This is a genomic window from Oryzomicrobium terrae, from assembly GCF_008274805.1.
GTDB lineage: Bacteria > Pseudomonadota > Gammaproteobacteria > Burkholderiales > Rhodocyclaceae > Oryzomicrobium > Oryzomicrobium terrae.
The window spans coordinates 2,246,054-2,270,773 of sequence record NZ_CP022579.1 but is presented as its reverse complement, the minus strand read 5'-3'; the positions used below and the strand labels follow the sequence as shown (position 1 = coordinate 2,270,773).

The 24,720-nt window shown below is 66.0% G+C and carries 18 protein-coding genes; 5 read left to right on the top strand and 13 right to left on the bottom strand.

What is annotated here, in order from left to right:
• Positions 1 to 255: 255 nt before the first annotated feature.
• From OTERR_RS10310 to OTERR_RS10285, 6 genes are all read right to left on the bottom strand, one after another.
• Complete coding sequence (locus tag OTERR_RS10310; RefSeq protein ID WP_149425692.1) at positions 256 to 1,848, bottom strand: acyl CoA:acetate/3-ketoacid CoA transferase; 1,593 nt, start codon at positions 1,846 to 1,848, stop codon at positions 256 to 258.
• A 9-nt stretch (positions 1,849 to 1,857) separates the two neighbouring features.
• Entirely contained in the window at positions 1,858 to 3,666 is a 1,809-nt protein-coding gene (locus OTERR_RS16165) for a methyl-accepting chemotaxis protein (RefSeq protein WP_223115926.1), read from the bottom strand.
• Between the two features lie 10 nt (positions 3,667 to 3,676).
• Positions 3,677 to 4,879 (bottom strand): ABC transporter substrate-binding protein, encoded by a 1,203-nt coding sequence (locus OTERR_RS10300; RefSeq protein ID WP_223115925.1) that lies wholly within the window; start codon positions 4,877 to 4,879, stop codon positions 3,677 to 3,679.
• 289 nt (positions 4,880 to 5,168) lie between these two features.
• The gene (locus tag OTERR_RS10295) at positions 5,169 to 6,590 is read right to left on the bottom strand and encodes a sigma-54 interaction domain-containing protein (RefSeq protein ID WP_281290330.1); all 1,422 of its coding nucleotides are present in this window, start codon (positions 6,588 to 6,590) and stop codon (positions 5,169 to 5,171) included.
• Positions 6,591 to 6,767: 177 nt separating this feature from the next.
• Positions 6,768 to 7,520, bottom strand: coding sequence for a beta-ketoacyl-ACP reductase (gene phbB, locus OTERR_RS10290; protein WP_149425691.1), 753 nt, complete (start codon positions 7,518 to 7,520; stop codon positions 6,768 to 6,770).
• 60 nt (positions 7,521 to 7,580) lie between these two features.
• Positions 7,581 to 8,978, bottom strand: coding sequence for a GntP family permease (locus OTERR_RS10285; RefSeq protein WP_054621450.1), 1,398 nt, complete (start codon positions 8,976 to 8,978; stop codon positions 7,581 to 7,583).
• Positions 8,979 to 9,585: 607 nt separating this feature from the next.
• Between OTERR_RS10285 and clpB the strand changes: the two genes are divergently transcribed.
• The 5 genes from clpB to OTERR_RS10260 all read left to right on the top strand — a co-directional run bounded on the left by clpB (position 9,586) and on the right by OTERR_RS10260 (position 17,025).
• Entirely contained in the window at positions 9,586 to 12,171 is a 2,586-nt protein-coding gene (clpB, locus tag OTERR_RS10280; RefSeq protein WP_054621449.1) for an ATP-dependent chaperone ClpB, read from the top strand.
• Positions 12,172 to 12,496: 325 nt separating this feature from the next.
• The gene (locus OTERR_RS10275; RefSeq protein ID WP_054621448.1) at positions 12,497 to 14,041 is read left to right on the top strand and encodes an NAD(P)-binding protein; all 1,545 of its coding nucleotides are present in this window, start codon (positions 12,497 to 12,499) and stop codon (positions 14,039 to 14,041) included.
• A 56-nt stretch (positions 14,042 to 14,097) separates the two neighbouring features.
• Positions 14,098 to 14,658 carry an OsmC family protein gene (locus OTERR_RS10270; RefSeq protein ID WP_054621447.1) on the top strand — a complete coding sequence of 187 codons (561 nt, stop codon included), beginning with the start codon at positions 14,098 to 14,100 and terminating at the stop codon, positions 14,656 to 14,658.
• Between the two features lie 8 nt (positions 14,659 to 14,666).
• Complete coding sequence (locus OTERR_RS10265; RefSeq protein ID WP_149425690.1) at positions 14,667 to 15,863, top strand: FIST N-terminal domain-containing protein; 1,197 nt, start codon at positions 14,667 to 14,669, stop codon at positions 15,861 to 15,863.
• Between the two features lies 1 nt (position 15,864).
• The gene (locus tag OTERR_RS10260; RefSeq protein WP_149425689.1) at positions 15,865 to 17,025 is read left to right on the top strand and encodes a sensor domain-containing diguanylate cyclase; all 1,161 of its coding nucleotides are present in this window, start codon (positions 15,865 to 15,867) and stop codon (positions 17,023 to 17,025) included.
• A gap of 205 nt (positions 17,026 to 17,230) precedes the next feature.
• On the opposite strand, the gene OTERR_RS10250 is transcribed toward OTERR_RS10260, so the two are convergent.
• From OTERR_RS10250 to siaA, 7 genes are all read right to left on the bottom strand, one after another.
• Complete coding sequence (locus OTERR_RS10250; RefSeq protein ID WP_149425688.1) at positions 17,231 to 18,403, bottom strand: efflux RND transporter periplasmic adaptor subunit; 1,173 nt, start codon at positions 18,401 to 18,403, stop codon at positions 17,231 to 17,233.
• Positions 18,404 to 18,410: 7 nt separating this feature from the next.
• Entirely contained in the window at positions 18,411 to 19,931 is a 1,521-nt protein-coding gene (locus tag OTERR_RS10245) for an efflux transporter outer membrane subunit (RefSeq protein ID WP_187775216.1), read from the bottom strand.
• A gap of 224 nt (positions 19,932 to 20,155) precedes the next feature.
• Entirely contained in the window at positions 20,156 to 20,692 is a 537-nt protein-coding gene (locus OTERR_RS10240; protein WP_149425686.1) for a flavin reductase family protein, read from the bottom strand.
• Between the two features lie 109 nt (positions 20,693 to 20,801).
• Positions 20,802 to 21,614 carry a biofilm regulation diguanylate cyclase SiaD gene (siaD, locus tag OTERR_RS10235; protein ID WP_149425685.1) on the bottom strand — a complete coding sequence of 271 codons (813 nt, stop codon included), beginning with the start codon at positions 21,612 to 21,614 and terminating at the stop codon, positions 20,802 to 20,804.
• 3 nt (positions 21,615 to 21,617) lie between these two features.
• Positions 21,618 to 21,995, bottom strand: coding sequence for a biofilm regulation phosphoprotein SiaC (siaC, locus tag OTERR_RS10230; protein ID WP_054621440.1), 378 nt, complete (start codon positions 21,993 to 21,995; stop codon positions 21,618 to 21,620).
• Between the two features lie 2 nt (positions 21,996 to 21,997).
• Positions 21,998 to 22,540, bottom strand: coding sequence for a biofilm regulation protein kinase SiaB (gene siaB / locus OTERR_RS10225; RefSeq protein ID WP_054621439.1), 543 nt, complete (start codon positions 22,538 to 22,540; stop codon positions 21,998 to 22,000).
• A gap of 32 nt (positions 22,541 to 22,572) precedes the next feature.
• Entirely contained in the window at positions 22,573 to 24,609 is a 2,037-nt protein-coding gene (siaA, locus tag OTERR_RS10220) for a biofilm regulation protein phosphatase SiaA (RefSeq protein WP_054621438.1), read from the bottom strand.
• Between the last annotated feature and the right edge of the window lie 111 nt (positions 24,610 to 24,720).

The following is a 24,720-nucleotide window of genomic DNA, read 5'->3' as shown; positions in this document are numbered from 1 at the left end:
GGGGAGGAACGGGCGTTTTCATGGTGTTTTTGGTTATTTGAATATAAATACGTACCAATATTTTATACACATAACCTGGCGAACGACGCTGTAATGTCAGTCAATTGACAGCTTGGGCGAGGGCTGCGTGCCGGGCGGGTATGACCGGGTCCGGTAGTGCCGATAACTCTTGCCAGCCGCCGGCCAAGAAAAACCCCGGCCATAGGCCGGGGTCGATGACCAGCGCTGGGGCCGGCCAGGGGGGGCGGCAGGGGGTTAGTCGGCGATCATCTCGCGCAGCCCCATTGGGCCGGCGGCAAAGATACGGGCATCCATCAGCTTGAGCTCCGGGCTGATCCTGGGACGGAAGTCCATCAGGGCCAGCACGTCCTTGTCCAGGTCGATGCCGGGGGCGATCTCGATCAGCTCCAGTTCGCCCTCGGCGGTCAGGCGGAAGACACAGCGCTCGGTGATGTACAGCACCGGCTGACCGCGCTTGGCCGCCACCGGACCGCTGAAGGTGCGGTGCTCGACCAGTTCGACAAACTTGCGGGTACGGCCTTCCTGGAGGATGACCAGCGTGCCGTCCTGCACCGCCACGTCCAGGCCACCGGCGGTGAAGGTGCCGACGAAGACCACTTCCTTGGCCGACTGGGAAATATTGATGAAGCCGCCGGCCCCGGTCAGGCGCGGGCCGAACTTGCTGACGTTGAGGTTGCCCTCGGCATCGGCCTGGGCGAGGCCGAGGAAGGTCAGGTCCAGGCCGCCGCCGTCGTAGAAGTCGAACTGGTAGGGCTGATCGACGATGGCGGCCGTATTGACCGCTGCGCCGAAGTTGAGGCCCCCGGCGGGCACGCCGCCGACCACGCCGGGCTCGGTGGTGAGCGTCAGCAGGTCGAGCACCCCTTCCTCGGCAGCCACGGCGGATACCCCGTCGGGCATGCCGATGCCCAGGTTCACCACGGCGCCGGGCTTCAATTCCATGGCGGCACGGCGGGCGATGATCTTGCGCTCGCTCATCTCCATGGGCGGGATCGAATCCACCGGCACCCGGATCTCGCCGGCAAAGCCCGGGTCGTAGGCGGTGGCGAAGGTCTGCATGTGGTATTCGGGCTTTTCCGCCACCACCACGTAATCCACCAGGATGCCCGGGATCTTCACCTGGCGCGGGTGCAGGGTGCCCCGCTCGGCGATGCGCTCGACCTGGACGATGACGATGCCCCCCGAGTTGTGGGCGGCGGTGGCGATGGCCAGGGCCTCCAGGGTGAGGGCCTCCCGCTCCATGGTGATGTTGCCGTCGGCATCCGCCGTGGTGCCGCGGATGATGCCGACATGGATCGGGAAAGTACGGTAGAGCAGGCATTCCTCACCGCCCACCTCGGTCAGGGTGACCAGCTCCTCGGTGGTTGAGGCGTTGATCTTGCCGCCGCCGAAGCGGGGATCGACGAAGGTGCCCAGACCGATGCGCGACAGCTGCCCCGGCTTGCCGGCGGCGATGTCGCGGAACAGGTGGGCGATCACCCCCTGGGGCAGGTTGTAAGCCTCGATCTGGTTGTCCACCGCCAATTGCTGCAGCTTGGGTACCAGACCCCAGTGGCCGCCCACCACCCGCTTCACCAGACCGGCGTGGCCCAGGTGGTTGAGGCCGCGTTCGGCTCCATCGCCCTGGCCGGCAGCGTACACCAGGGTCAGCTGCCGGGGGGCGGCCTGTTCGATGAAACGCGCTTCCAGGGCTACCGCGATGTTCTCGGGAAAGCCGATACCGACGAAACCGCCGGTGGCGATCGTGGCGCCGTTGCGGATGTGGCTCACCGCTTCCCGGGCGGAGACGATCTTCTGGCGGCGAGGGGCGTTCGGGCTAGCACTCATGGGGAAATCCTAACGATGTTGGCTGGAAGGTTGGGAGGACGTGAGCACGTCCGGCGACACGTTCACCCGCAGGTTGCCCCAGTGGCGCGGCACGCCGTCACGCCCGGCCACGATGATCGGGGTGGCGATCTCGGTGAGTAGGCGTCCGGTGCCGGACTGCGCATAGGTCTGGGTCAGGGCCGGGGTGGTGTTGCGTGCCGAGCGCAGGCCCACCGCATCGTCGAAGATGCGTTTATGACGGCTGTAGGTCCGGTTGTGTTCCGGATCGTCCGTCTCGACGGAAAACTGGCGGCAGTGGGTGGGGGCATAGCCGTTGACATCCACCGCGATCATCGACACTGCGCCGGGAATGGCAGCCAGGGCGGCGTCGTAGATGTCTTGCAGGGGCGCCTCCACCGCCCGGTCGTAGGCCGTGGCGAACTTTTGCGGGACCGTGCCGGGGATCGGCCGGTACTGTTGGTCGAACACGTTCTCGCCCCGGTCGGCCAGCCCCTGGAGCAGGGCCTGGATGCGGTCCCGGTAACTGGCGCAGGCCTCGGCCACCTGTTCGAAGGCCCCCCGGCCCGTACGGAAGACGCTGGCGGAGGCGAGCACCCCTTCGGTGCCCTCGCTCAGGGCGGCGGCCGCCGCCACCGAGGCACGCATCTTGGCGCCGATACCATGGGACAGGGTTTCGATCTCCCGCACCTTGTCCAGGATGTCCCGGTTGGCCGATTCGACGCCGTGCATGGCGCCATCGATGGCGCCCAGAGTGCCGGCCATGGCCTCGAAACGCTCGACCATGGCGCCAAAACCGTCGGCCGCCTGGGCCACCACCTCCCGGGCAACGGCGGTTTCGTCGTGCATCTCGCCGTTGAGGCGGTGGGTCTGGCCGGTCAGGTCCGCCACGGTGGCGATTCGCCCGGTGATTTGCTCGGTGGCGGAGCGGGCGCGCTCGGCGAGCTTACGCACTTCGTCGGCCACCACGGCGAAACCCCGGCCCGCTTCGCCGGCCCGGGCCGCCTCGATGGCGGCGTTGAGAGCCAGCAGGTTCGTCTGCTCGGCAATTTCCTGGATCAACCGGGTCACGTCGCCGATTTCCTGGGCGTGCCCCGACAGGGTATCCACGGTGGCGGTGAAGGCGTCCTGGCGCTGCTTCATGGCATCGATGCGCGCTACCAGAGCAAGGAATTGATCGTAGGAGGCGCGCGTGCCGGCCAGCAGTTCGCCGGTGGCCTCGCTCAGGTGCCGGGTGCGCTCGGCCACATCGGTTGCCGTCTCGGTCACGGCGCTGCCGGCCGTGGCGATCTCGCCGGCCAGGGTCTCCTGGCGTTCGGCGCCGGCCGCCGCTTCGCCAACGTGGATCTTCAGCCGGCTGGCCTCGACCGCGATGCCGATGGTTTTTTGCCGGGTGGTGTCGAGCAGGTCGCCCAGTTTGCCGGTGAAGGCGGCATAGGCTCGCGCCACGGCTCCGGCCGGGCCGGCCGCGTCATGTCCGGGGTGGCGGGTCAGGTCGCCGCCGCTGGCGGCCGCCGCCTGCAACCCGGCGCGCAGTTCGGCCAAGGGGGCCAGCAGACGGCGGTGCAGGGCGAAGGCGCCGGCACCGGCAAGCAGGATTCCGGGCAAGGCGCTCAGGGCACACAGCGTCAGGGAGGCTCCCAGGGCGCCGGTGGCCACGGGCAGCAGGGGGGCCGCCCCCAGGGTCGCCAGCAGCAATCCGCCGTAGTGCGGCGCCTCGGTATCCCCGGCGACCGTGGCTGGGTGGGGGGCACGTCCCGGGGCTGCCGGCGGTGCGGCGGGCGTGGCCAGCAGGGCGGGGGGCAGGTCGTTGAGTCGCATGGCCACCGCCTCAGCGCATCAGCCGGCCGCCACGGCCGATCAGGGTGACTTCGACGAAGCGTGAGCCCACCCGGTTACCGGGAGAAAAGCGCAGCGGGTGGCCCCCCGCATCGTAGGTGCCGAGCGCTTCCAGGGATTGCAGCACCCGCTCCGGCGTGGGGTTGGCACCGGCCCGGTGGATCGCTTCGAACAGCACCTTGGCGCCGATGAATTCCTCGAACCCGGCGTAAGACGGGGCGATGCCGGGAGCGTAGCGCTTGAGGGCCTCCCGGTATTCGCGCGCGACCGGCAACATGCTGTCCGGCGACGGCACGACCTGGGTGATGCCCAGGCCATGGACGCTGTCCAGGCCGGCCAGCTTGACCAGTTCGGCCGGGTCAACCACCGAGAGGTTGAGCAGCTGGGCCGCGCCACCGGCCGCCCGGTAGGCCTTGGCAAAGGCCGCCGCCGGTTTGTTGGTGGCCACCATCACGATGGTGCCCGGATCGGCGGCACGCAATTTGGCCACCGCCTCGTCGACCCGGGCGGTGTTGCGCTCGTAGCCGGCTGCCGCTGCCAGGTCCAGCTTGCGCCGCTTCAGGGTCGCCTCGACCCCGGCCAGGACGGAACGACCGAACGCGTCGTCCTGATAGAACACGGCGATGCGCGTGATGCCCATGGCGGTGAGCTGGTCCACCATGTACTCCGCCTCGTCGGCGTAACTGGCACGGATGTGGAACACGAAGGGGTTGAATGGCGAGCGCAGCGGCTCGCCTCCCGTGTAGGGCGCCACCAGGGGCATGCGCGCCTCGGCCAGGATGCCCTGCTTGAGCAGTTCGGCGACATTGGCGGTGCCGGCGAAACCGATCAGCGCCAGGGGCTTGTCCCGTTGCAGCAATTGCCGGGTCTGGGCCACCGTGTCTTCGACCCGGTAACCGTCGTCGGCCACCACCTGGCGCACTCGACGGCCGTTGATGCCCCCCCGGGCGTTAGTCAGCTCCACCTGCAGCTTCACCCCCAGCACCATCTGCTCGCCGGTACTGGCAAGTACGCCGCTCAACGGCGCGACCTGGCCGATCACCAGGTCGCCGGCGGTGGGTGGAGACAAGGTCGGCGGGGCGCTCCAGGCCTGGGGAAGGCCGGCCAGGGTGGCCAAGGCCACCATGGGGATGACCTGCCGACGGGGCAGGGCGAAGCGGCAATGGCGCCATAGGCGCTGAAACAACGGTGACATGGGCTCTCCTCCAAATGGCGGCGGATCTGCTGTCCGCTCGTCCCATTCCTATCGCAGGGGCCGTGCCAGAGGTTTCAGCGTATTGAAATAAAAGGGAAATCCAGGTTTAACACAAGGCGCCTCAAGGGCGCTTGTCTCGGGGGGGAGACGATTGCCGGGCTTTCGCTCAGCGAAACCGTCTCATCGCCGGGATTGTCTCGGGGCGGAGATGTGCAATTTCCAGCAAAACGCCGGGACAAGCCCGGCGTTTGGTGGCGAGATTGCCCGCGGGAGGGCTGGCGGCTAGCCCTTACGGGGCCTTGGCCGCGGTACTGCCGGTGGCGATGCCCAGAGCGGCGATTTTTTTGTACAGGGTGGCCCGGCCCAGGCCAAGGCGCTGGGCGGCTTCGGGCACCTTGCCGGCGCAGGCGGCCAGTGCCTGGCGGATCAGGCGCCGCTCGAAGTCGGCTACCGCTTCGCTGTAGGCGGGAATGTCGTCCGGCGTGAGGGGCGCGTCGGCATCGTCATCGGCGCGGGATGCGGTGGCAGCGGCGGGTTCGGTGGCCGGACTCAGATTGGTGAAGTCGGCGGCGGACAGGCGCAGGTGGTCGGAAAGCAGGGTGGCCTGCTCCAGGGCGTTGCGCAGTTCGCGGATGTTGCCGGGCCAGGGGCAGCGGCGCAGCAGATCGAGGGCGCTTGCATCGAGCTCGCGCTGGGGCAGCCCGGTGCGCTGGGCGATGTTTTCCAGGATGTGCTCGCACAACACCGGCAGGTCATCGAGGCGCTGGCGCAGCGGCGGCACGGTCACCGACAGCACGTTGAGACGGTAGTAGAGGTCGCTGCGGAAGCGGCCTTCGGCCACCCGCTTGGCCAGATCCACCGAGGTGGCGGCGATGATGCGGGCATCGACCTTGATCACCCGGTTCGAGCCCACCGGCTCCACTTCCTGTTCCTGCAGGGCGCGCAGCAGCTTGGCCTGGAGATTGAGGGGCATGTCGCCCACTTCGTCGAGGAACAGGGTGCCGCCGTTGGCCAGTTCGAATTTGCCGATGCGGCCCTTCTTGTCCACGCCGGTATAGGCGCCCGGGGCGGCACCGAAGAATTCGGTTTCGAGCAGGGTGTCGGGAATGGCCGCCACGTTGACCCCGACGAAGGGCTTGTCGGCCCGGTCCGAGGCGGAGTGGATGGCGTGGGCGATCAGTTCCTTGCCCGTGCCGGTTTCGCCGAGCAGCAGCACGGTGGTGTCGAGCCGGGCGGCGCGGCGGCCCTGGCGCTTCAGTTCCATGGTGGCCGGGCTGATGCCGACGAAGTTGGAGAAGGTGTACTTGGCGCGCCGTTCCTCGGCCAGTTTCTTCTGGGCCTGGGCCAGTTCCTGCTGCAGGCGGCTGAGCCGGCCGTAGAGGGGCTGGAGGGGCTGGAGCTTGTCGTAGAGGGCGAAGCCGACGGCGCCGATGACTTCGCCGGCGTCGTCCTTGAGGGGCAGCCGGGTGACCACGAAGGGCACCGGCTCCGCTTCCAGGATGTCGAGCAGGATCGGCTTGCCGCTGCGCACCACCTCGCCCATCAGGGTATTGGGGATGACTTCCTCGACCCGCTTGCCGATCGCATCTTCCGGCGTGGCGAAGCCGAAGCGCTTCACGTAGCGGTCGTTGATCCAGACGATGCGGCTGTCCCGATCCACCACCAGGGTCCCTTCGCAGAGACTTTCCAGGCTCTCGAAGAGCGACTGCATGGCGCGTTCCCGAACACGTTGGAAATCGACGAGTTCGGGGGCGGTGAGGGCGAGGGGCATGGGCGGAAAGGGCAAATCCAAACGGGCGTTCATAGTATGCCTTTAGGCCGTTGCGGTTAAAGCTGCAGTGCGACAAAAAGGGGCCCGTAGGCCCCTTTTTTGCTGATGCAGATCAATTTACTGGTAGTACAGCCCGCCATTGATGTTGATGGTGGCGCCGGTGACGAAGCCGGCCATGTCGGAGGCCAGATAGGCACATAGGCCGCCGATTTCCTCGGGCTTGCCCAGGCGCTTCATCGGCACGGAATCGACGATGGTCTGGAGGATTTCCGGCTTGATGGCCATGACCATCTTGGTGGCGATGTAGCCCGGGGCGATGGCATTGACCGTCACGCCCTTGGCCGCCAGTTCCTGGGCCAGGGCCTTGGTGAAGCCGATCACGCCGGCCTTGGCGGCCGAGTAGTTGGACTGGCCGGCCTGGCCCTTGACGCCATTGACCGAGGAAATGTTGATGATCCGGCCCCAGCCCCGCTCGGCCATCTTCGCCGACACCTGGTGGGTGACGTTGAACAGGCTGTTCAGGTTGGTGTTGATCACCGCATCCCACTGGCCCTTTTCCATCTTGGCGAAGAACTTGTCCCGGGTGATGCCGGCGTTGTTCACCAGGATGTCCACCGGGCCCAGCTTGGCTTCCACCTCGGCCACCATGGCCTTGCACGACTCATAGTCGGACACGTCGCCGGCCACCGGCACGAAATCCTTGAACCCGGCCTCGGCCTGTTCCTTGAGCCACTCGTCCGGATTGTCGAACTGCGGGTGGTAGTTCGCCGCCACCTTGTAGCCCGCCTTCGCCAGTTCCTGGCAAACCGCCGAGCCGATCCCGCCCATGGCGCCGGTGACAAGTGCGATGCGTTGTGCGGATTGGGTCATTGCTTACTCCTAGTCGAAAAAAGGCAGCCCCGTAGGGCTGCCTGGTTGCTGCCGGGGCGATCAGACGATGCCGAAGGCGTAGTACAGGGTGATGATGAAGAACACCGCCAGGGTCTTGATCAGGGTGATCGAGAAGATGTCCTTGTAGGACTGGCGGTGGGTCAGGCCGGTCACCGCCAGCAGGGTGATGACGGCGCCGTTGTGGGGCAGGGTGTCCATGCCGCCGGAGGCCATGGCGGCGACCCGGTGCAGCACTTCCAGGGGGATGCCGGCGGCCTGGGCGCTCTGGATGAAGGTGTCGGCCATGGCGGCCAGGGCGATGCTCATGCCGCCCGAGGCCGAGCCGGTGATGCCGGCCAGGGCGGTGACGGTGATGGCTTCGTTGACCAGGGGGTTGGGGATGGCGCGCAGGCCGTCGGCCACCACCAGGAAGCCGGGCAGGGCGGCGATCACGGCGCCGAAGCCGTATTCCGAGGCGGTGTTCATCGAGGCCAGCAGGGAACCGGCGATGGCGGCCTTGGAGCCTTCGGCGAAGCGGCTGATGACGGCCTTGCCGCCGAAGATGAACACGGTGAGGATGCCCACCAGCAGCGCCCCTTCCACCGCCCAGATGGCGACGATCTTGGAGATTTCCTGAACCACCGGGGCAGCCTTGCCGATCACCGCCGGCACGAAGGAGTGGCTCTTGCCGTAGAACTCGGGGATCAGGATGGTGAACACCTTGTTCATCACGCCCACCAGCACCAGGGGCAGCAGGGCGATCAGCGGGTTGGGCAGGTTGGTGTGCTCGAAGGGCTCCGGCTCGTTGATCAGGTTGGTGCCGTAGCCTTCACCGGCGGCGGCCGCCTGGCGGCGGCGCCATTCCAGGTAGACCATGCCCAGGGCCAGGATGAACAGGCCCCCCAGGGTACCCAGCCAGGGCGCGGCCCAGGTGTCGGTCTTGAAGAAGGTGGAGGGGATGATGTTCTGGATCTGCGGGGTGCCCGGCAGGGAATCCATGGTGAAGGTGAAGGCGCCCAGGGCGATGGTGCCCGGGATCAGCCGCTTCGGGATGTTGCTCTGGCGGAACATCTCGGCGGCGAACGGATAGACCGCGAACACCACCACGAACAGGGAGACGCCGCCGTAGGTGAGGATGGCGCCGACCAGCACGATCGACAGCATGGCCCGCTTGGCGCCCACTACCTTGATCACGGCGGCGACGATCGACTTGGAGAAGCCGGACAGCTCGATCACCTTGCCGAAGATGGCGCCGAGCAGAAAGACCGGGAAGTACAGCTTCACGAAGCCGACCATCTTGTCCATGAACAGGCCGGTGAACATCGGCGCCACCAGGGACGGGTCGGTCAGCAGTACCGCGCCCAGGGCCGCCACGGGGGCGAACAGGATCACGCTGTAGCCCCGGTAGGCTACGAACATCAGCAGCGCCAGCGCTGCCAGCACAATTAAAAAGCTCATTACTGCTCCTCTCACGTTGATGTTGTTGTGGTGCGGCCGTGGCCGGACGAGGGCCAATTAGCAACCGCCGTGCCCACCGCCTCGGGCATGGGCTAACGCCTTGATGTTGTTGAAAGAACGGTTCCGGCACGGTGGCGCCGAGATGGGCTGGCCGGGGCCAAGTCGCCAAAACGGGACGGAAAACCCCGCTGGCGCACGGTTTTGCGTTCCGGCCATAGACCCGCCCGTCAGCCCCGCGACAGACAGGGTGGGGCTGTTGGCTAAGCGCATGAATACAGGCGTGTTTTGACGCTTTTGTGACAGCGCCGGAGTGTCTCGTTTTAGAGATTTGGATGGCCTGCCCGGAAACCCGCGCCAGTCCTTGTTCTCCGAGCATGCCCTCTGGAACTCCGCGCCAGGCGCGGGTTCCCAGGATGGGGGCGCCAAGATCCCCTATTGGCGCGGGGATCGCAAGTGCAAGGCGTGCTCTCCCGGCGGGGATGGGCCGTTCATGCCGGAGGCGAGCAATGGCTCAGCGGATGGATCCGGCGAATGGCGCTTGAAATTCATCCGGCAGGGCCCAACATAGGATCCATCCCAACATTGCACCATTGCCGAGGACCCGTTCATGCGCTTCGATCAATGCACCACCAAATTCCAGCAGGCCATCGCCGACGCCCAGAGCCTGGCGGTAGGCGGCGACAACCCCTATATCGAGCCGACCCACCTGCTGCTGGCCCTGCTCAACCAGGACGACGGCGCCTCCAGTTCCCTGCTCTCCCGGGCCGGGGTCAACGTGCCGGCGCTGAAGACCGACATCGAGCAGGCCATCAAGCGCCTGCCCCAGGTGGAAGGCAGCGGCGGCGAAGTGACCGTGGGCCGCGATCTGACCAACCTGTTCAACCTGACCGACAAAGAGGCCCAGAAGCGCGGTGACCAGTTCATCGCCTCTGAACTGTTCCTGCTGGCACTCACCGACTACAAGGGCGATGCCGGGCGCATCGCCAAGCAGCACGGCCTGGCACGCAAGCCCCTGGAGGCGGCGATCACCGCCGTGCGTGGCGGTGCCGGGGTGGATAGCCAGGAGGCCGAATCCCAGCGCGAAGCCTTGAAGAAATACACGGTGGACCTGACCGAGCGGGCCCGCCGCGGCAAGCTCGACCCGGTGATCGGCCGGGACGACGAAATCCGCCGCGCCATCCAGATCCTGCAACGGCGCACCAAGAACAACCCGGTGCTGATCGGCGAGCCCGGCGTGGGCAAGACCGCCATCGTCGAGGGCCTGGCACAGCGCATCGTCAACGAGGAAGTGCCGGAAACCTTGAAGGGCAAGAAAGTCCTGTCCCTGGACATGGCCGCGCTCTTGGCCGGCGCCAAGTACCGGGGCGAATTCGAGGAGCGCCTCAAGGCGGTGCTCAACGACATCGCCAAGGAAGAGGGCCGCATCATCGTCTTCATCGACGAGATCCACACCATGGTCGGCGCCGGCAAGGCCGAGGGCGCCATCGACGCGGGCAACATGCTCAAGCCGGCCCTGGCCCGGGGCGAGTTGCACTGCATCGGCGCCACCACCCTGGACGAATACCGCAAGTACATCGAGAAGGACGCCGCCCTGGAGCGCCGCTTCCAGAAAGTGCTGGTGGACGAGCCTTCCGTGGAAGCCACCATCGCCATCCTGCGCGGCTTGCAGGAGAAGTACGAGCTGCACCACGGCGTGGATATCACCGACCCGGCCATCGTCGCCGCCGCCGAGCTGTCCCACCGCTACATCACCGACCGCTTCCTGCCGGACAAGGCCATCGACCTGATCGACGAGGCCGCCGCCCGGATCAAGATGGAAATCGATTCCAAGCCCGAGTCCATGGACAAGCTGGAGCGGCGCATGATCCAGCTCAAGATCGAGCGGGAGGCGATGAAGAAGGAAACCGACGAGGCTTCCAAGAAGCGCCTGCAACTGCTCGAAGAGGAACTGCAACGCCTGGAGCGGGAATACAACGACCTGGAAGAGATCTGGAAGGCTGAAAAGGCCCAGGTGGTGGGTTCCCAGCACATCAAGGAAGAGATCGAGGCGATCCGCCTGCAGATGGACGAGGCCAAACGCAAGGGCGACTGGCAGAAGATGTCCGAGCTGCAGTACGGCAAGCTGCCCCAGCTCGAAGCCCAGTTGAAGGCTGCCGAGGCCAGCGACAAGGAAGGCAAGGCGCAGAAGTTCAAGCTGCTGCGCACCGAGGTCGGCGCCGAGGAAATCGCCGAGGTGGTGAGCCGGGCCACCGGCATTCCGGTGAGCAAGATGATGCAGGGCGAGCGTGAGAAGCTGCTCAAGATGGAAGACCGCCTGCACCAGCGCGTGGTCGGCCAGGACGAGGCGGTGCGGCTGGTGTCGGATGCCATCCGCCGTTCCCGCGCCGGCCTGTCGGACGAGAACAAGCCCTACGGCTCCTTCCTCTTCCTCGGCCCCACCGGCGTGGGCAAGACCGAGCTGTGCAAGGCCCTGGCCGAGTTCCTGTTCGATTCCCAGGAACACCTGATCCGCATCGACATGAGCGAGTTCATGGAGAAGCACTCCGTGGCCCGCCTGATCGGCGCGCCGCCGGGCTACGTGGGCTACGAAGAAGGGGGCTACCTGACCGAGGCCGTGCGGCGCAAGCCCTACAGCGTGATCCTGCTGGACGAGGTGGAAAAGGCCCACCCGGATGTCTTCAACGTGCTGTTGCAGGTGCTGGACGACGGCCGCATGACCGACGGCCAGGGCCGCACGGTGGACTTCAAGAACACGGTGATCGTCATGACCTCCAACCTGGGCAGCCAGATGATCCAGCAGATGGCCGGCGACGATTACGGCGTGATCAAGGTGGCGGTGATGGCCGAGGTGAAGACCTACTTCCGCCCCGAGTTCATCAACCGTATCGACGAGGTGGTGGTGTTCCACAGCCTGGGCGAGGCCCACATCAAGAACATCGCCAGGATCCAGTTGCAGTACCTGGAAAAGCGTCTGGAGAAGATGGAGATGGGCTTGCAGGTGGACGACAGTGCCCTGGCCGAACTGGCCCAGACCGGCTTCGACCCGGTGTTCGGCGCGCGCCCCCTGAAGCGCGCCATCCAGAGCGAGATCGAGAACCCCCTGGCGCGGCTGATCCTGCAAGGCGAATTCGGGCCGAAGGACAGCATCCGGGTCACCTGCGAGAACGGCGTGATGCGTTTTCACAAGGCATAAGCCAGTTTCGCTACAGAACCAGGAACGGCGGGCTTCGGCCCGCCGTTTTTTTTTGTCAATTTTCCGGAGGTTCGATCGCCGCTGGCATTTTTTTTAAAGGTTTTTTCGATAGTTCAAGCCGCGTCTTTTGACTTTTTTTTGACGCTGTTTTGACTGTATTTGACAGCTAAAACTTGTTTTTTTTTGGTAAAAATCAGTGATGTAGATGAATTTGCATTGTTTACATTGGTAAATGACGTTGATATACATGCGGCCGACGCCCATCGGGGCAGGGCGTTCGCTCGTGCCCCGGAACCAGACCGGCACCAGGGAAGAAGGAGGGGGGATGAAAAAAATCAACAGGGTCGCCATCATCGGCGGCGGCTTGAGCGGCCTCGCGGCGGCCTATGTGTGCAAGCAACAGGGGATCGGCTTCACCGTCTTCGAAGATGTCCACCACATGGGCGGCAACATGCGCACCGTGCGCGGGATCGACGTCGGCCTGGGGGAGGGCCGCACCCGCTGGGTAGACCTGGGCGTTAACGATTTTTCCAAGACCGGCTACCAGGAACTCGTCAAGGTGATGGACAGCCTCAAGGTCCGCTACAAGCCCCTGCAGGACGTGGCCTCCTACTCCACCATCGCCCGGGACGGCACGCCCAGCGCCGAAATCGAGACCGGCTTCACCATCGAGAAGGGCTGGAGCACCGAGGCCTCGCCGGCCATCGAACAAGGCTTCCTCGATTTCCGCCGCTTCTGCGAGGAACACCTGCAGGAGCTGATGTACAGCGACAACCCGCGCTACAAGTACATGACCGTGGCGACCTTTCTCGAGGCGTCCGGATTGGCGAAGAACACCGAGTTCGTCAATCGCTGCCTCTATCCGCGCATCGTCGGCATGTACTTCACCAGCAAGGTGCCACCCGGGGAGCTGCCCTTCCGCGTCATCCTGCACTACTACTACCTGCAAGAGGGACTGGGCCGCCAGCCTACCCCGGACCCGGAGCGGATGTACTGGGTGGACGGGGTGCGCAGCTGGGTCGATGCCCTGTGTGCCTACCTGGACCCGAACTTCGACGGCAGTGCGTCCACTGCGGCCATGCGGGTGAATACCCGCGCCACTTTCAGTATCGATCCTTCCGGCATCGTGCTGGTCAGCACGCGCCCGTCCCGGGCGCCGGATGCCGCACCGGAGGTTGAGGGCTTCGATGCCGTGGTGGTCGCCAAGCAGGCCTGGGACGTGCTCGGACGTTTCGAGGAGCCGAGCCAGGCCGCCCCCGGGCTGGCCGCCACCCTGGGGCGCTTCCGCGCATCGGAGGATTCGGTGTTCGTGCATAACGCCACCGGCGTCCTGCCGCCCAACGCCAATGCCTGGAGCACCTACAACCTCAACATCCCCCGGGACTACGCCCCGGAGCACATCGGCTACTCCATGACCTACTGGTGCAACCGCCACCAGAACGACCCGGCCAACCCGGACTACAACTGGCAGAACGAGCAGTTCCGCGCCCAGAGCTACCTGCCCAATTTCTTCTGCACCCTCAATCCGATCAACCCGCTGCCGGACGAGAGCATCCTCCTGCCGCCGTGGAAGAACGGCAGCGGCGGCAACTGCACCATGTTCCGCTTCAAGCACAACATCATGGACATGGCGGCCTATCAGGCCCAGGAATCCCTGCCCGCCCTGCAAGGCCACAACGGTGTGTGGCTGGTGGGGGGCTACACCACCGGCGTTGGCCTGCAGGAAGAGTGCTGGATCGGCGCGGTGGATACCGCCGAGGTCATGCTCGGCCTGAAACCGAACTTCACCTCCAAATACCGCCACGACGTGCACGGGGCTGGCCGCGTGCCTGCCTACATCCGTCGTCTGGTCCACGGCGAGGCGGGCTGAACCGAGCCGCCACCGGGGACTTTTCACTGCACCAACCAATCAATCGGGGAAAAAGTATGAGCAAGGGTTTGAACGGGATCGACCTGGAGTCGATGGGTAATTTTGCCGAGGCGGCTAAGGCTGACAAGGGCGTCGCGGAGGTGAAGTTCGTCGCCAAATCGACCTGGAAAGGCGGCGCGCGCTGCGACGCCACCATTTCCGAGTTCTACTCCAATGGCCAGGTGGCCTCCCGTCCCGGACGCGTCTTCACCTTGCCCATGGATGAGCCGCCCCCCATGGGCGGCCACGATGCCCACCCCAACCCGGGGGAAATGCTCGCCGCGGCGATCTGCGGCTGCCTGACCGCGGGCATTGCCGCCAACGCCGCCCTGTTCGGCACCGAACTGGACAGCATCGAGGTCGAGGCGGCGGTGGACTGGAATCTGCTCGGTGTGCTCGGCATCGACCGGGAAGTGCCCTGTGGCGCTTCCGGCGTCCATTACACGGTCACCCTCAAGGGCAAGGGCAGTCCGGAACAATTGCGCCGCAGCAAGGAGACGCTGGACCGCAAGTCGGCGATCCTGAACTCCCTGCTCAAGCCGATTCCCGTCACCAGCAGCACGGTCATCGTCGAGTAGGGGCAGCGATGCGGGTAGGCGTTGGCTACAGCGACAATCCGGACTCCCTCGCCGCCGGTGCTCAAGCGGCCCGGGATGCGTTGACCCAGGCCGAACTGGAGAGCTGCGACCTGGTGCTGCTGTTCTCCACGGCGCGACACGATCCCCAGATTCTGCGCCAGGCGGTCGCCGCGGTGGTCGGGCCTCGGGCGCGCATCGTCGGTGGCTGGGCCGTGGGCACCCTGACCAATCGCTGCCTGGGCTACGCCGGCGACCAGGTGGGGCTGGCCGCCTTCACCCTCGATTCGGTGGAGTGCCAGCTCATCGCCGAGGGCGATCTGGCCGAGGGCGAAACCCTGGTTGGTGAGCGGATCGGCCAGCGCCTGGCGGCCCTGGGCACCGGGCCCGAATCGCCGGTGGTGCTGTTCTACGACACGGTCGATCGCACCAGCGGGCGGATGAGCATGCTCATGGCCACACCGCTGCTGACCGGTATCGAGCGCTCCCTCGGTTATCTGCCGGCCCTGGTCGGCGCAGGCTTGACCGGCGACATGGTGGGCACCCCGACCCGGCAGTGGACCGGCGAAGGTATCGCCGAGCGCCACGCCCTGGCTCTGCTGTTTTCTGCCGGCGTGCGCATGGACAGCATCATCATGCACGGCTGCCAGCCTTGCACCGGCTACTACACGGTGACCAAGGCCGACGCCCAGACCATTCTGGAAATCGACGGCCGGCCGGCGCTGGAGGTCATCGGCAGCATTCTCGGGGATGCCATCGCTCCGGAAGACTTCGGCTTTTTCGTTACCCTGGGGGTGAACATGGGCGACAAGTGGGGCGACTTCGACGAGTCGGCCTACGTTAACCGCATGTGCCTGAAGATCGACCGAAAGCGCGGTGGGCTGGTCATGTTCGAGCCCGACATGGTCGAAGGCACCCAGTTCCAGGTCATGCACCGCAGCGTCAATATGGATTACATCGCACCGCGCATCGAAAGCCTGTTCGCCGGGCTCGACGGGCGCACGCCGGTGTTTGCCTTCTACATCGACTGCGCCGGACGGGCCGCCGGCTTTGCCGGCATCGACGCCGAAGACGCGGCGGTGGTCCAGCGGGTCGTCGGCGAACGGGTGCCGCTGTTGGGCATCTATTCCGGCGTCGAAGTCGGTTCGGTGCTGGGGCGCCCCCGGGCCCTGGACTGGACCGGCGTGTTCTGTCTGTTCAGCATCTGACATGGCCACTACCACCGCATCCGCTGCTACCACCTCCGCCGAGTTCGACGAACTACGCCGCGAGGTGGCCTACCTGCGCAAGCGCAGCGAGCAACTGGCCGCCAGCCTGGTCCGGGCCGATACCATCGCCGCGGCGATCCGTCACGAACTGGAGCAAAAGCGCCGCGGCTTCACCCTGATGGGGGAACTGGCCGTCACCCTGGGGCAGGACACGGATTACGCCAGCGCCTTTCACGCCATCAGCCGGCGCATCAACAGCGCCCTCAACATGCAGCGCACCGCCGTGCTCACCCCCAACGACGATGGCAGCTTCAGCGCCGTCGTGCTGCAGGGCTACGACGAGGCGGAGCAGCAGGAAATCGGCGGGCGTACCATCGTGGTTCCGGCCGAAATGCTCGATCCTCTACGCCCCGTGTTGCTCACCCGGGCCGATCCCGATGAGCGTCTGGCCGAGGTGCGCAGCGCCCTGGGCCTGCCTTACCTGATCTCCAGCCCTGTCCTCCTGAACGGTGAGGTCGTTGCCCTGCTCGTCACTGGCCGGGTGCGCGAACAACGTCCCTTCCTGCCCCGCCTGGGGAGGAGCGACGTCGAGACGGTCCAGGCGGTCGGCGCCTATTTGGCCGCCGTGCTCACCGGGCAACGCCTGCAACAGGCGGAGAATCTGGCCAATTACGACCCGCTCACCGGACTGCCCAACCTGCGCTTGGCCACCGACCGGCTGCAGCAGGCCGTGACTCTGGCCGCCCGCGATGGGTTCAAGAGCGCGGTGATGTTCGTCGACCTGGATGGTTTCAAGGCGATCAACGATACCCTGGGCCACGCCGCCGGGGACGCCACGCTGCGTATCGTGGCCCAGCGCCTCGAGGCCAGCGTGCGCAAGTCCGATACGGTGGGACGGATTGGCGGTGACGAATTCATCATCATCCTGCCCCACATCGAGCACGCCGAAGGGGCCAGGGTTGTTGCCGAAAAGGCCCTGGCTGAAATCTGCCGGCCCATGGATGCTTACGGCCTCCACTGCCAGGTCGGTGCGAGCATCGGCATCGCCGTCTTCCCCGAGCACGGCAGCGACGCCGCCACGCTGCTCCGCCGCGCCGACGAAGCCATGTATGGCGTGAAGAAGAGCGGTAAGCGGGCGGTGCATTTCGTGGGCGGACGCTAGGCGCGCACCGCCTGCATTAATAAGCTCGTGGCCCGGGGCGCAGCCTCGGCCTTGGCGGACAAGGCCCATGTGGTCTGCCCTTACTCCAACGCCACCCGGGGTAATATCGGCGTGACCCTGACCCTGGTATAAGCCCGGGCAGGTCGCTCAAACGCCAACGCCGCCCTGAGGGGCGGCGTTGGCGTTTGGGCGACAGTAAAGAAGGCTAGTGTGCGTCCGTCTCGGTCTTGACCGTGTCGCCCACCGCCAGGCCTTTCTGACCCTTGAACACGACCTGGGCACGTTCGTCCAGGCCGGCCACGATCTCGACCAGGCCGTCCCTGCTGCGGCCGGTCTTGACGCTGACGACGTCGATCTTGCTGTCGTTGGTCACGGTCAGCACCCGGTTGCCATTGTCGTCGCGGACCACGGCAGACTTGGGGAGGACCAGGGCCTTGCGCTTGCCCATGCTGATGGTGCCGGAAACGTTGAGACCGGCCATGAGATTCGTGCCGGCGGGCAGGTCCACATAGGCCAGGCCGTTGCCGCTGGCAACGTCGATGGTCGGCGACAACTGTCGCACCCGGCCCTTCACCTCGGGCCCCAGGGGGCTTTTCACCGTGACTTCCTGGCCCGGGGAAAGGCGCAGCAGGGTCTCGCCCTTGACCTCGGCGCGCCATTCCAGACGGCCCTGGCGGATCAGGCGGAACAGTTCGCTGCCAGCAGAGACGATGGTGCCTTCGGCGGTGGAGATCGAGGAAATCACGCCATCGTCGGGGGCGACCAGGGTGGCGTACTCCAGGCGCAGTTGTTGGCGCTTGACCTGGGCCTGGGCAGCGCTCAGACGGGCCTCGGCAGTACGACGCTGGGTATCGTAGAGGGTTAGTTCCTGCTGACTGACGCCGCCGGAAGAGGCCAGGCGCTTGCCCCGCTCCTGGGTGGCCGTGGCCTGGGCCAGTGCCGCCTGGGCTTCGGAAAGCTGGGCGTTGGCTGCATCCAGGTCGGTTTCCACGGTGGCGGCATCGAGGCGGGCCAGCACCTGGCCCTTCTTGACGGTATCACCCACGGTCACCAGCACCTTGGAGAGGCGCAGCCCGCCCACTTCCGAGCCGATACGGGTTTCCTGCCAGGGCATGACGTTACCGCTGGCATCGATCAGATCTGGCCAGGCTTCGCTCTTCGGATGCATCACCGCAACCGAAGGAATCGGCTTGGGGGGCGGTGCGGCGACCTGGGCCTGGGCATTTCCGACCGTGGCCGGTTCAATGGTGGCGGCCTCGCTCGTGGGCTGTGCGTTCGACAAGGTGGCGGCACCGAGCACCAGGGCGGCGGGCACGGCGAAGGCGAGGAGCGCCATCAGGCGCTTTTCGGAGAAGATATTTTTGGCAGAGGGCAACATGAATCGCTCAATCAGGATGGCCGGCTTCGACCAGCGTGCCGCTTTGGGGAGCGGCAGGCGTGTCGCTGGCAACGTCGGATTTGTACAGGGCGCCCCCGCCGGTGGCGCGGTTCAACGCCACCCAGGCCTGGATGCGCTCTTGCTGGACGCTCAGCAGGGTTTGTTGCGCGCTCAGCATGGCGCGGCGAGCGTCTTCCAGTTCGAGCAGATTGCTCGCACCTTCACGGAAGCGGACATCCACCGAATCGAAAAAGCGCTGGTACTGGCTGGCGGACACCCGCGCGTTCTCGGCGCGCTCGTGGGCAGCGGCGTAGCGGGTCAGGGCGTCCTCGATTTCCTGGATGGCCTCCCGGGTCTTGGCCTTGAAGTCGGCCAGGGCCTCGTCGTAGCGGGACTTGGCGATTTCCACGGCGGCCTTGCGTCGGCCGCCGTCGAAGATCGGCAGGCTCAGGGAAGGGCCGAAGGACCAGGTGCCGAAAGACAGGGCGCCGCCACCGCTGGAGCCGCTGGATTCCGAAACCGTGTAGCCCAGGTCGCCGTTGAGGGTCAGCCGGGGATAGCGGTCCGCTTCCGCCAGGCCGATGTCGGCCGAAGCCGCTGCCAGGCGGCGCTCCGCCGAACGGATGTCGGGGCGCTGCATCAGCGCATCCTTGGGGATGGCGATGCTGAAGTGCTTGGGCACCGGCAGTCGTTCCAGGCCGGTGGGCTTGTCGGCCAGGGCTTTCATCAGGGCCGGGCGGGGGATGCCGGTGAGGCGGGTGAGCTGGTTTTCCAGGCGTTCGCAGTAGGCCCGCGTGGCCGCCAACTGGGTTTTGGCCTCGGCCACCGAGGCGGTACTGCGCACCGCCTGGTAAGGGGCGGTGAAGCCTTCCTTGACGCTGGCGGCGGTGAGCCGCGCCGTAGCCTCCCGGGAGGCCAGATCCTGCTCGCTCAAGGCCACGTACGACTGGCAGGCCCGATCGCTCAGGTAGGCATCGGTGACGTCGGCGGCCAGGCTGACGCGGACATCCGCCAGGGTCGCCGCCTGGGCCGCTTCCCGGGCCAGGGCGCCTTCCTTGCCGCGTCGCACCGCACCGAACAGGTCGATCTCCCAGGAGGCGTTCATCGACAGCCAGGATTCGGTGAGGCTCTTGCCCGAAGAATCACTGGCGCTGCTTTCGGCATTGGCACTGCCATCCAGCGTCGGCAAGGCCGCGGCATTTGACTGGGTCGTCCGCGAGCGGGACTGCCTGAGCTTGGCCATGGCGGCTTCAAGGGTCGGGCTACTGCCAAATGCTTCGGCGATCAAATGATCCAGCACTGGATCGGACAATTCGCGCCACCAGTCGTGGCCGTGGATGTCACCTGCAGCGGCGGTGGGGGTCGTGGCGAGCGCGGTGCTCGACGTCCAATGGCTCGGCACCTCGGTCTGGGTAAGCGTGGGGGCTTCGTAGTTGGGGCCGACGGCAGCGCAGCCTGAGAGGACCGACAGGATGGCGAGGGTGCCGAGGGTCCGCCGTGGTGGCATGCGTAAGGGCTGAAAGGCCATCGTTGATGTTTCTTCTGAAGACGCGCACGGGTGCCGGGCGTACAGACCCTGGGTCACGTCGTGGGATTGCCAATGCGCAAGCATGCAGATTGGCCGCAGGGAGTTCAAGCGGAGTTTTGCAACAGGCTGTATCCATGCCTCCCGCCGCCTGGCTACAGGCGGCGGGCCGGCGTGTTGGGCATCCTGTCCAGCCTTATCGGGCGGGGCGATCCTGGCCGCTCGATCTACTTCATGCGCGAGCGCAGTTTGATCGTCTCGCCCGCCACCATGAAGGCGCCGTGGCCCCGGTGGTGCAGGGTGCGCGGGTCTTTGACGGCCGGGTCGATCCAGGCCTGGACCACTTCAAGCACGAAGAAATTGTAGCGCTCCACCAGTTGGCGATCAGCGATGGTGCATTCCAGATTGGCATAGCACTGGTCGATCAGGGGGGGGGATACCTGTTTGGCCGGGCTGACGGTGAGGCCGAAGCGGGTGAACTTGTCGGTGTCGCTGCCCGTGGTATTGCCGCAGCCGACCACCTGTTTGGCCAGCGCGACGGTGGGGATGTTGATGACGCATTCGCCCGTGTCGCAGAGAGCGGCGAAGGAATGGTCCCGGCCGCTGACCACGCAGCCCACCAAGGGCGGCTCGAACTCCATCATGGTGTGCCAGGACATGGCCATGACGTTGGCCCGCTCGCCGTCCCAGGTGCTGAGCAGGACCACTGGCCCGGGTTCGAGCAGGCCGTAGACCCGGCCCAGGGGGAGTTTGCGCTTGGCCATGGAAAATCCCTCCATCGTTCGCACCATTGTGGATGGAGGGTGGGGGCGCGCCAAGGGAATCTGTGCAAGGCGCCCTCGCGGCGGGGCGGTTGCCGGCCGCGCTACGGATTCAGGGGGCGCGGGGGCGGTCGGCTTGGTCGGCGCTGACGGTGCAGTTGCGCCCCGATTCCTTGGCCCGGTAGAGGGCCTCGTCGGCCCGCCGGAGCATGGCATCCACCGTTTCACTGGGACGGAACTCCGTGATGCCGATGCTCAGGGTGATGACCGGAGAGAGGCCCAGGGCCCGGGTCTGGTCCTCGACCACGTGGCGCACCCGCTCGGCTAGCCTGAGGGCATCGGCGACCCCGCACTGGGGGAAAAGAATGAGGAATTCTTCGCCACCCCAGCGGGCGCAGACATCGTAATCGCGGATGCTTTCCTGGATGCAGCGGGCGGTATGGGCCAGCACCGCATCGCCGGCGGCATGGCCCCGGGTGTCGTTGACGGCCTTGAAGTGATCGATGTCGGCCAGGCCCACCGAGAAGGTGCCGCCGTTGCGCGCCACCTGGCTGATCTCGGTGTCGAGGCGTTCCAGCAGGTAGCGGCGGTTGGGCAGGCCGGTCAGCTCGTCCCGGGTCGAGATCAGGTGCAGGCGGTCGTTCAGCTCCCGCAGCATCGACTGGTAGCGGTCGCTGATGCGCACGATCTTTTCGATCTGGCGCACCTTGCGCTGGTAGCGGTCGACGTAGTTCAGTCCCCGATCCCGCTCGGCCTGCTGGAAGTGGTCGGAAATGCGGGTCAGCCGATCGAGCAGGCGCTGCTGCGCCCGGTAGCGATCGAACAGTTCTTCGAAGGCGGGTAGGAGCGGATTGCCGTGCTCGGCCGCCCGCAGCAGTGCCTCGATGCGTTCGTCGAACTCGGTTTCCTCTGATCGGCTGGACACGGTTCAAGCCTTGGCGGTGATGTCGAAGGCGAAGGTGCAGTCTTCCTTGAACTCCTCGGCCAGCTGGCCGACCCGCTCGTTGGCCGCATCGTAGCGCCACACCGCGCTGACTTCTGTGCCTTTCCTGTGGGCTTCCTCGAACATGTCGAGAATGTCCATCAGGGCGCGGATGCTGCTGGTGTTGAGGTAGAGCAGGTCGAGTTCGAGGCGCAGCGGGCGCTTTGCTTCGCGGAGGAACTGGCTGACCCAGTCCACGACCGGCTGAAACAGCTCGAAGGAATTCTCCGGGTAGGAATCCCCCTTCATCCGGATGACGCCGGCCTGCCAGTCGGCCTCGATGGCCGGGGTGGAACTGGTTTCGGTGATGTTGAGATTTGTCATTTTTATAGCACTACGCGCAGGCTGAAGAAGGACCATTCGCCGTCGATCGGGCGCAGGGAGCAGATCAGGGGCTGGGAAGCCTTGCGGGCCATGTCGATCAAACCCAGGCCGGCGCTGTTGTTGCTCAGCTCGTCCCGGGGCTGGCGCAGTTGGGCCTTGAAGGCAGCCTTCAGTTCGTTCTTGTCGAGCTTGGCCAGGGCGGCGATACGCGCTGCCAGGCTGGCCCCGTCCGAGGCGCTGACCACGTTGCCGGCGCTGACCACATAGCGGCCCTCGTCGTCATGGGAAACCACGATGGTGGAGGTGGCAGCGTGCTCCTGCAACTCCTTGAGCAAGGTGTAGCGGCGAATGTTTTGCGTCAGTTCGATATACACCGAAAACACGTCCGAGACCGACGAGGGGGACTCTTGCAAGCCTTCCATGTGGTTGCGCAGGGCTTTGCCGATCTCTTCGATCAGGGTCGCGGTGAACGGCCCGTTGAAGCAGAGCATGATCTTCTGGCGATTGAATATCTCGCGCAGGGAAAAAACGTCGAGTTGCTCCATGGGTTCTCCAGTGGGGGAGGCTATTTTAATGGTTACGGCTGATCATCGAAGCGGAACGCCATCACGGTGATGTCATCACGCTGGGGGAGGGCGCCCCGGTAGCGCTCCAGATAGGCGGCCAGACGGTCGCGCTGTTCGCCCAAGGGCGCATCGGCGTTGGCCTGCACCCACTCGGTGAAGCGCCGCTCGCCGAAGCCGTAGCCGTGTTCGCCCCCGGCCTGGTCGAGGATGCCGTCGGTGGCCAGGTAGAAGGTGCGGCCGGCCTGGAGGCCGACTTCGCTGTTCTCGTAGGTGCCGGGCTTGCGGTCGTTGACGCCGCGGCGCTGACCGCGGATTTCGTGGCACTGGCTGCCGTCGCTCCAGAACAGGGACAGCTTGGCGCCGGCGAAGCGCACCACCCGGCGGCGCAGGTCCACGTAGCACAGGCCCATGTCCATGTTGGTGGCGATCTGGCCGAAGCGGTTGTCGCTGGGGAGCATGGTCCGCGCCACCTCGTCGGTACGGGCGAGCAGGGCGGCCGGGTCGTCCCAGGGTGTGTCGGTGGCGGCCACGCCGATGGCGGCGTGGGCGATCATGGTCATGAAGGCACCGGGCACGCCGTGGCCGGCGCAATCGACCACGCCGAACAGGCAGCCGTCGGCGTTGGCCCGGTACAGATAAAGGTCGCCCCCCACCACATCCCGGGGCAGCCAGAGGACGAAGTATTCGCCGTGGAAGGCCTGGGCCAGTTCCCGGTCGGGCAGGATGGCGCTCTGGATCAGGCTGGCGTAGCGAATGCTGTCGGTCAGCTTGCGGTGAGTCTCGGCCATTTGCCGGTTGGCATCGGCCAGATCCGCGGTGCGCTCGGCGACGCGCCGCTCCAGGTCTTCGGTATGGGCGCGCACCTGCTGGGCCATGGTGTCGAAGGCCCGGGTCAATTCGCCGATCTCGTCGCGCCGCCGGGAGCGCAGCCGCACGTCGTAGCGTCCGCTGGCGATCTGCCGCACCGATTCGGTGAGCCGGGCCAGGGGCAGCAGCACCAGGCGGTCGAAGCCGACCGTGGTCAGGGCGAAGATGAGGAGCAGCAGGACGGTGCCGCCGATTGCCACCCCAGCGATGAGGCCCTGGTCGAGCACCTTGCTCGCCGCCAGGTCCACCGTGGTGATCACCGTCCAATCCAGGGACGGGATGTAGGCCAGGGCGAGAAGACGCTTCTGGCCGTCCAGGTGGGCCGTCAGGGTGGTCGCCTGCTCCACGTGGCTGGCGCTTTCCGCCAGGGCGGTGCGCAGGGCTTGGCGCTCCTCCTCGTCGCGGATCAGGTGAAAGATGCTTTTTTCCGAGGTGGCCTTGCTGACGGCGGCGTACTCGATCATGGCCGGGTCGGGGTGGGCAACGATGGTGCCGGCCCGGTTGACGATCAGGGTGGTCAGCCCCGGTTCCCCTGAGGCGACGAATTCCTGGAGAAAGCGGGAGAACTCGAAGCCGGTGCCGGCCAGGCCGATCGGCCGGCCTTCCCGGTTGCGCACCACGACGTTGGCCCACACTTTGGTGACCCGCAGCTTTTCGTCGGGATTGACGTTGATGGCGTAGTCCTTGACCTTCTCCAGGGTGGCGTAGAACCAGGCGTCGTCGGCCGCGTTCGGGTGCAGGGTGTAGCGGGGCTTGGCACTCAGGCCGGCGTCGGCGTCGCTCTGGTAGTAGTTGCCGGACAGGGCGCTGGCGAGAAAGAAGCTCTGGTCGGAAAAGCCGCGGCGGTAGCTGTCGCCGTCGCGGAAGAAACGCTGCCGTTTTTCCGCGTTCCCCTCGTCCTCGATCCACTCATGCAGCAGGTCCGAATCGGCCAGGCGCTGGGCCAAGGCCAATTCGCGACCGAGCAGGGACAGGATGCGCTGCTGGGTCAGCAGGGCGTTGTTGCGGGCGAAGGCGGCGCCGAAATGGCTGCGGATGTCATTGGTGACGTGGTAGCCCATGATCAATCCGGCGGCGACCAGGGTGCCAGCCAGACCAAACAGCAGCGCCGCGGTGCGGGCACGCAGCCCCCAGCCGAAGCGGTTGGCGCCGCCGGTTTGAATGTTTTCTTCTCGGTGCAACGGAATCCCCTCGTTGGACGGCGGCCGGTCTGGCGGCCCCGGCACACAGACGCGCATGCGGCAAGGGGGCTATCTTAGGGAGGTCGACCGGGGGCTGTCCATGTGGATCGA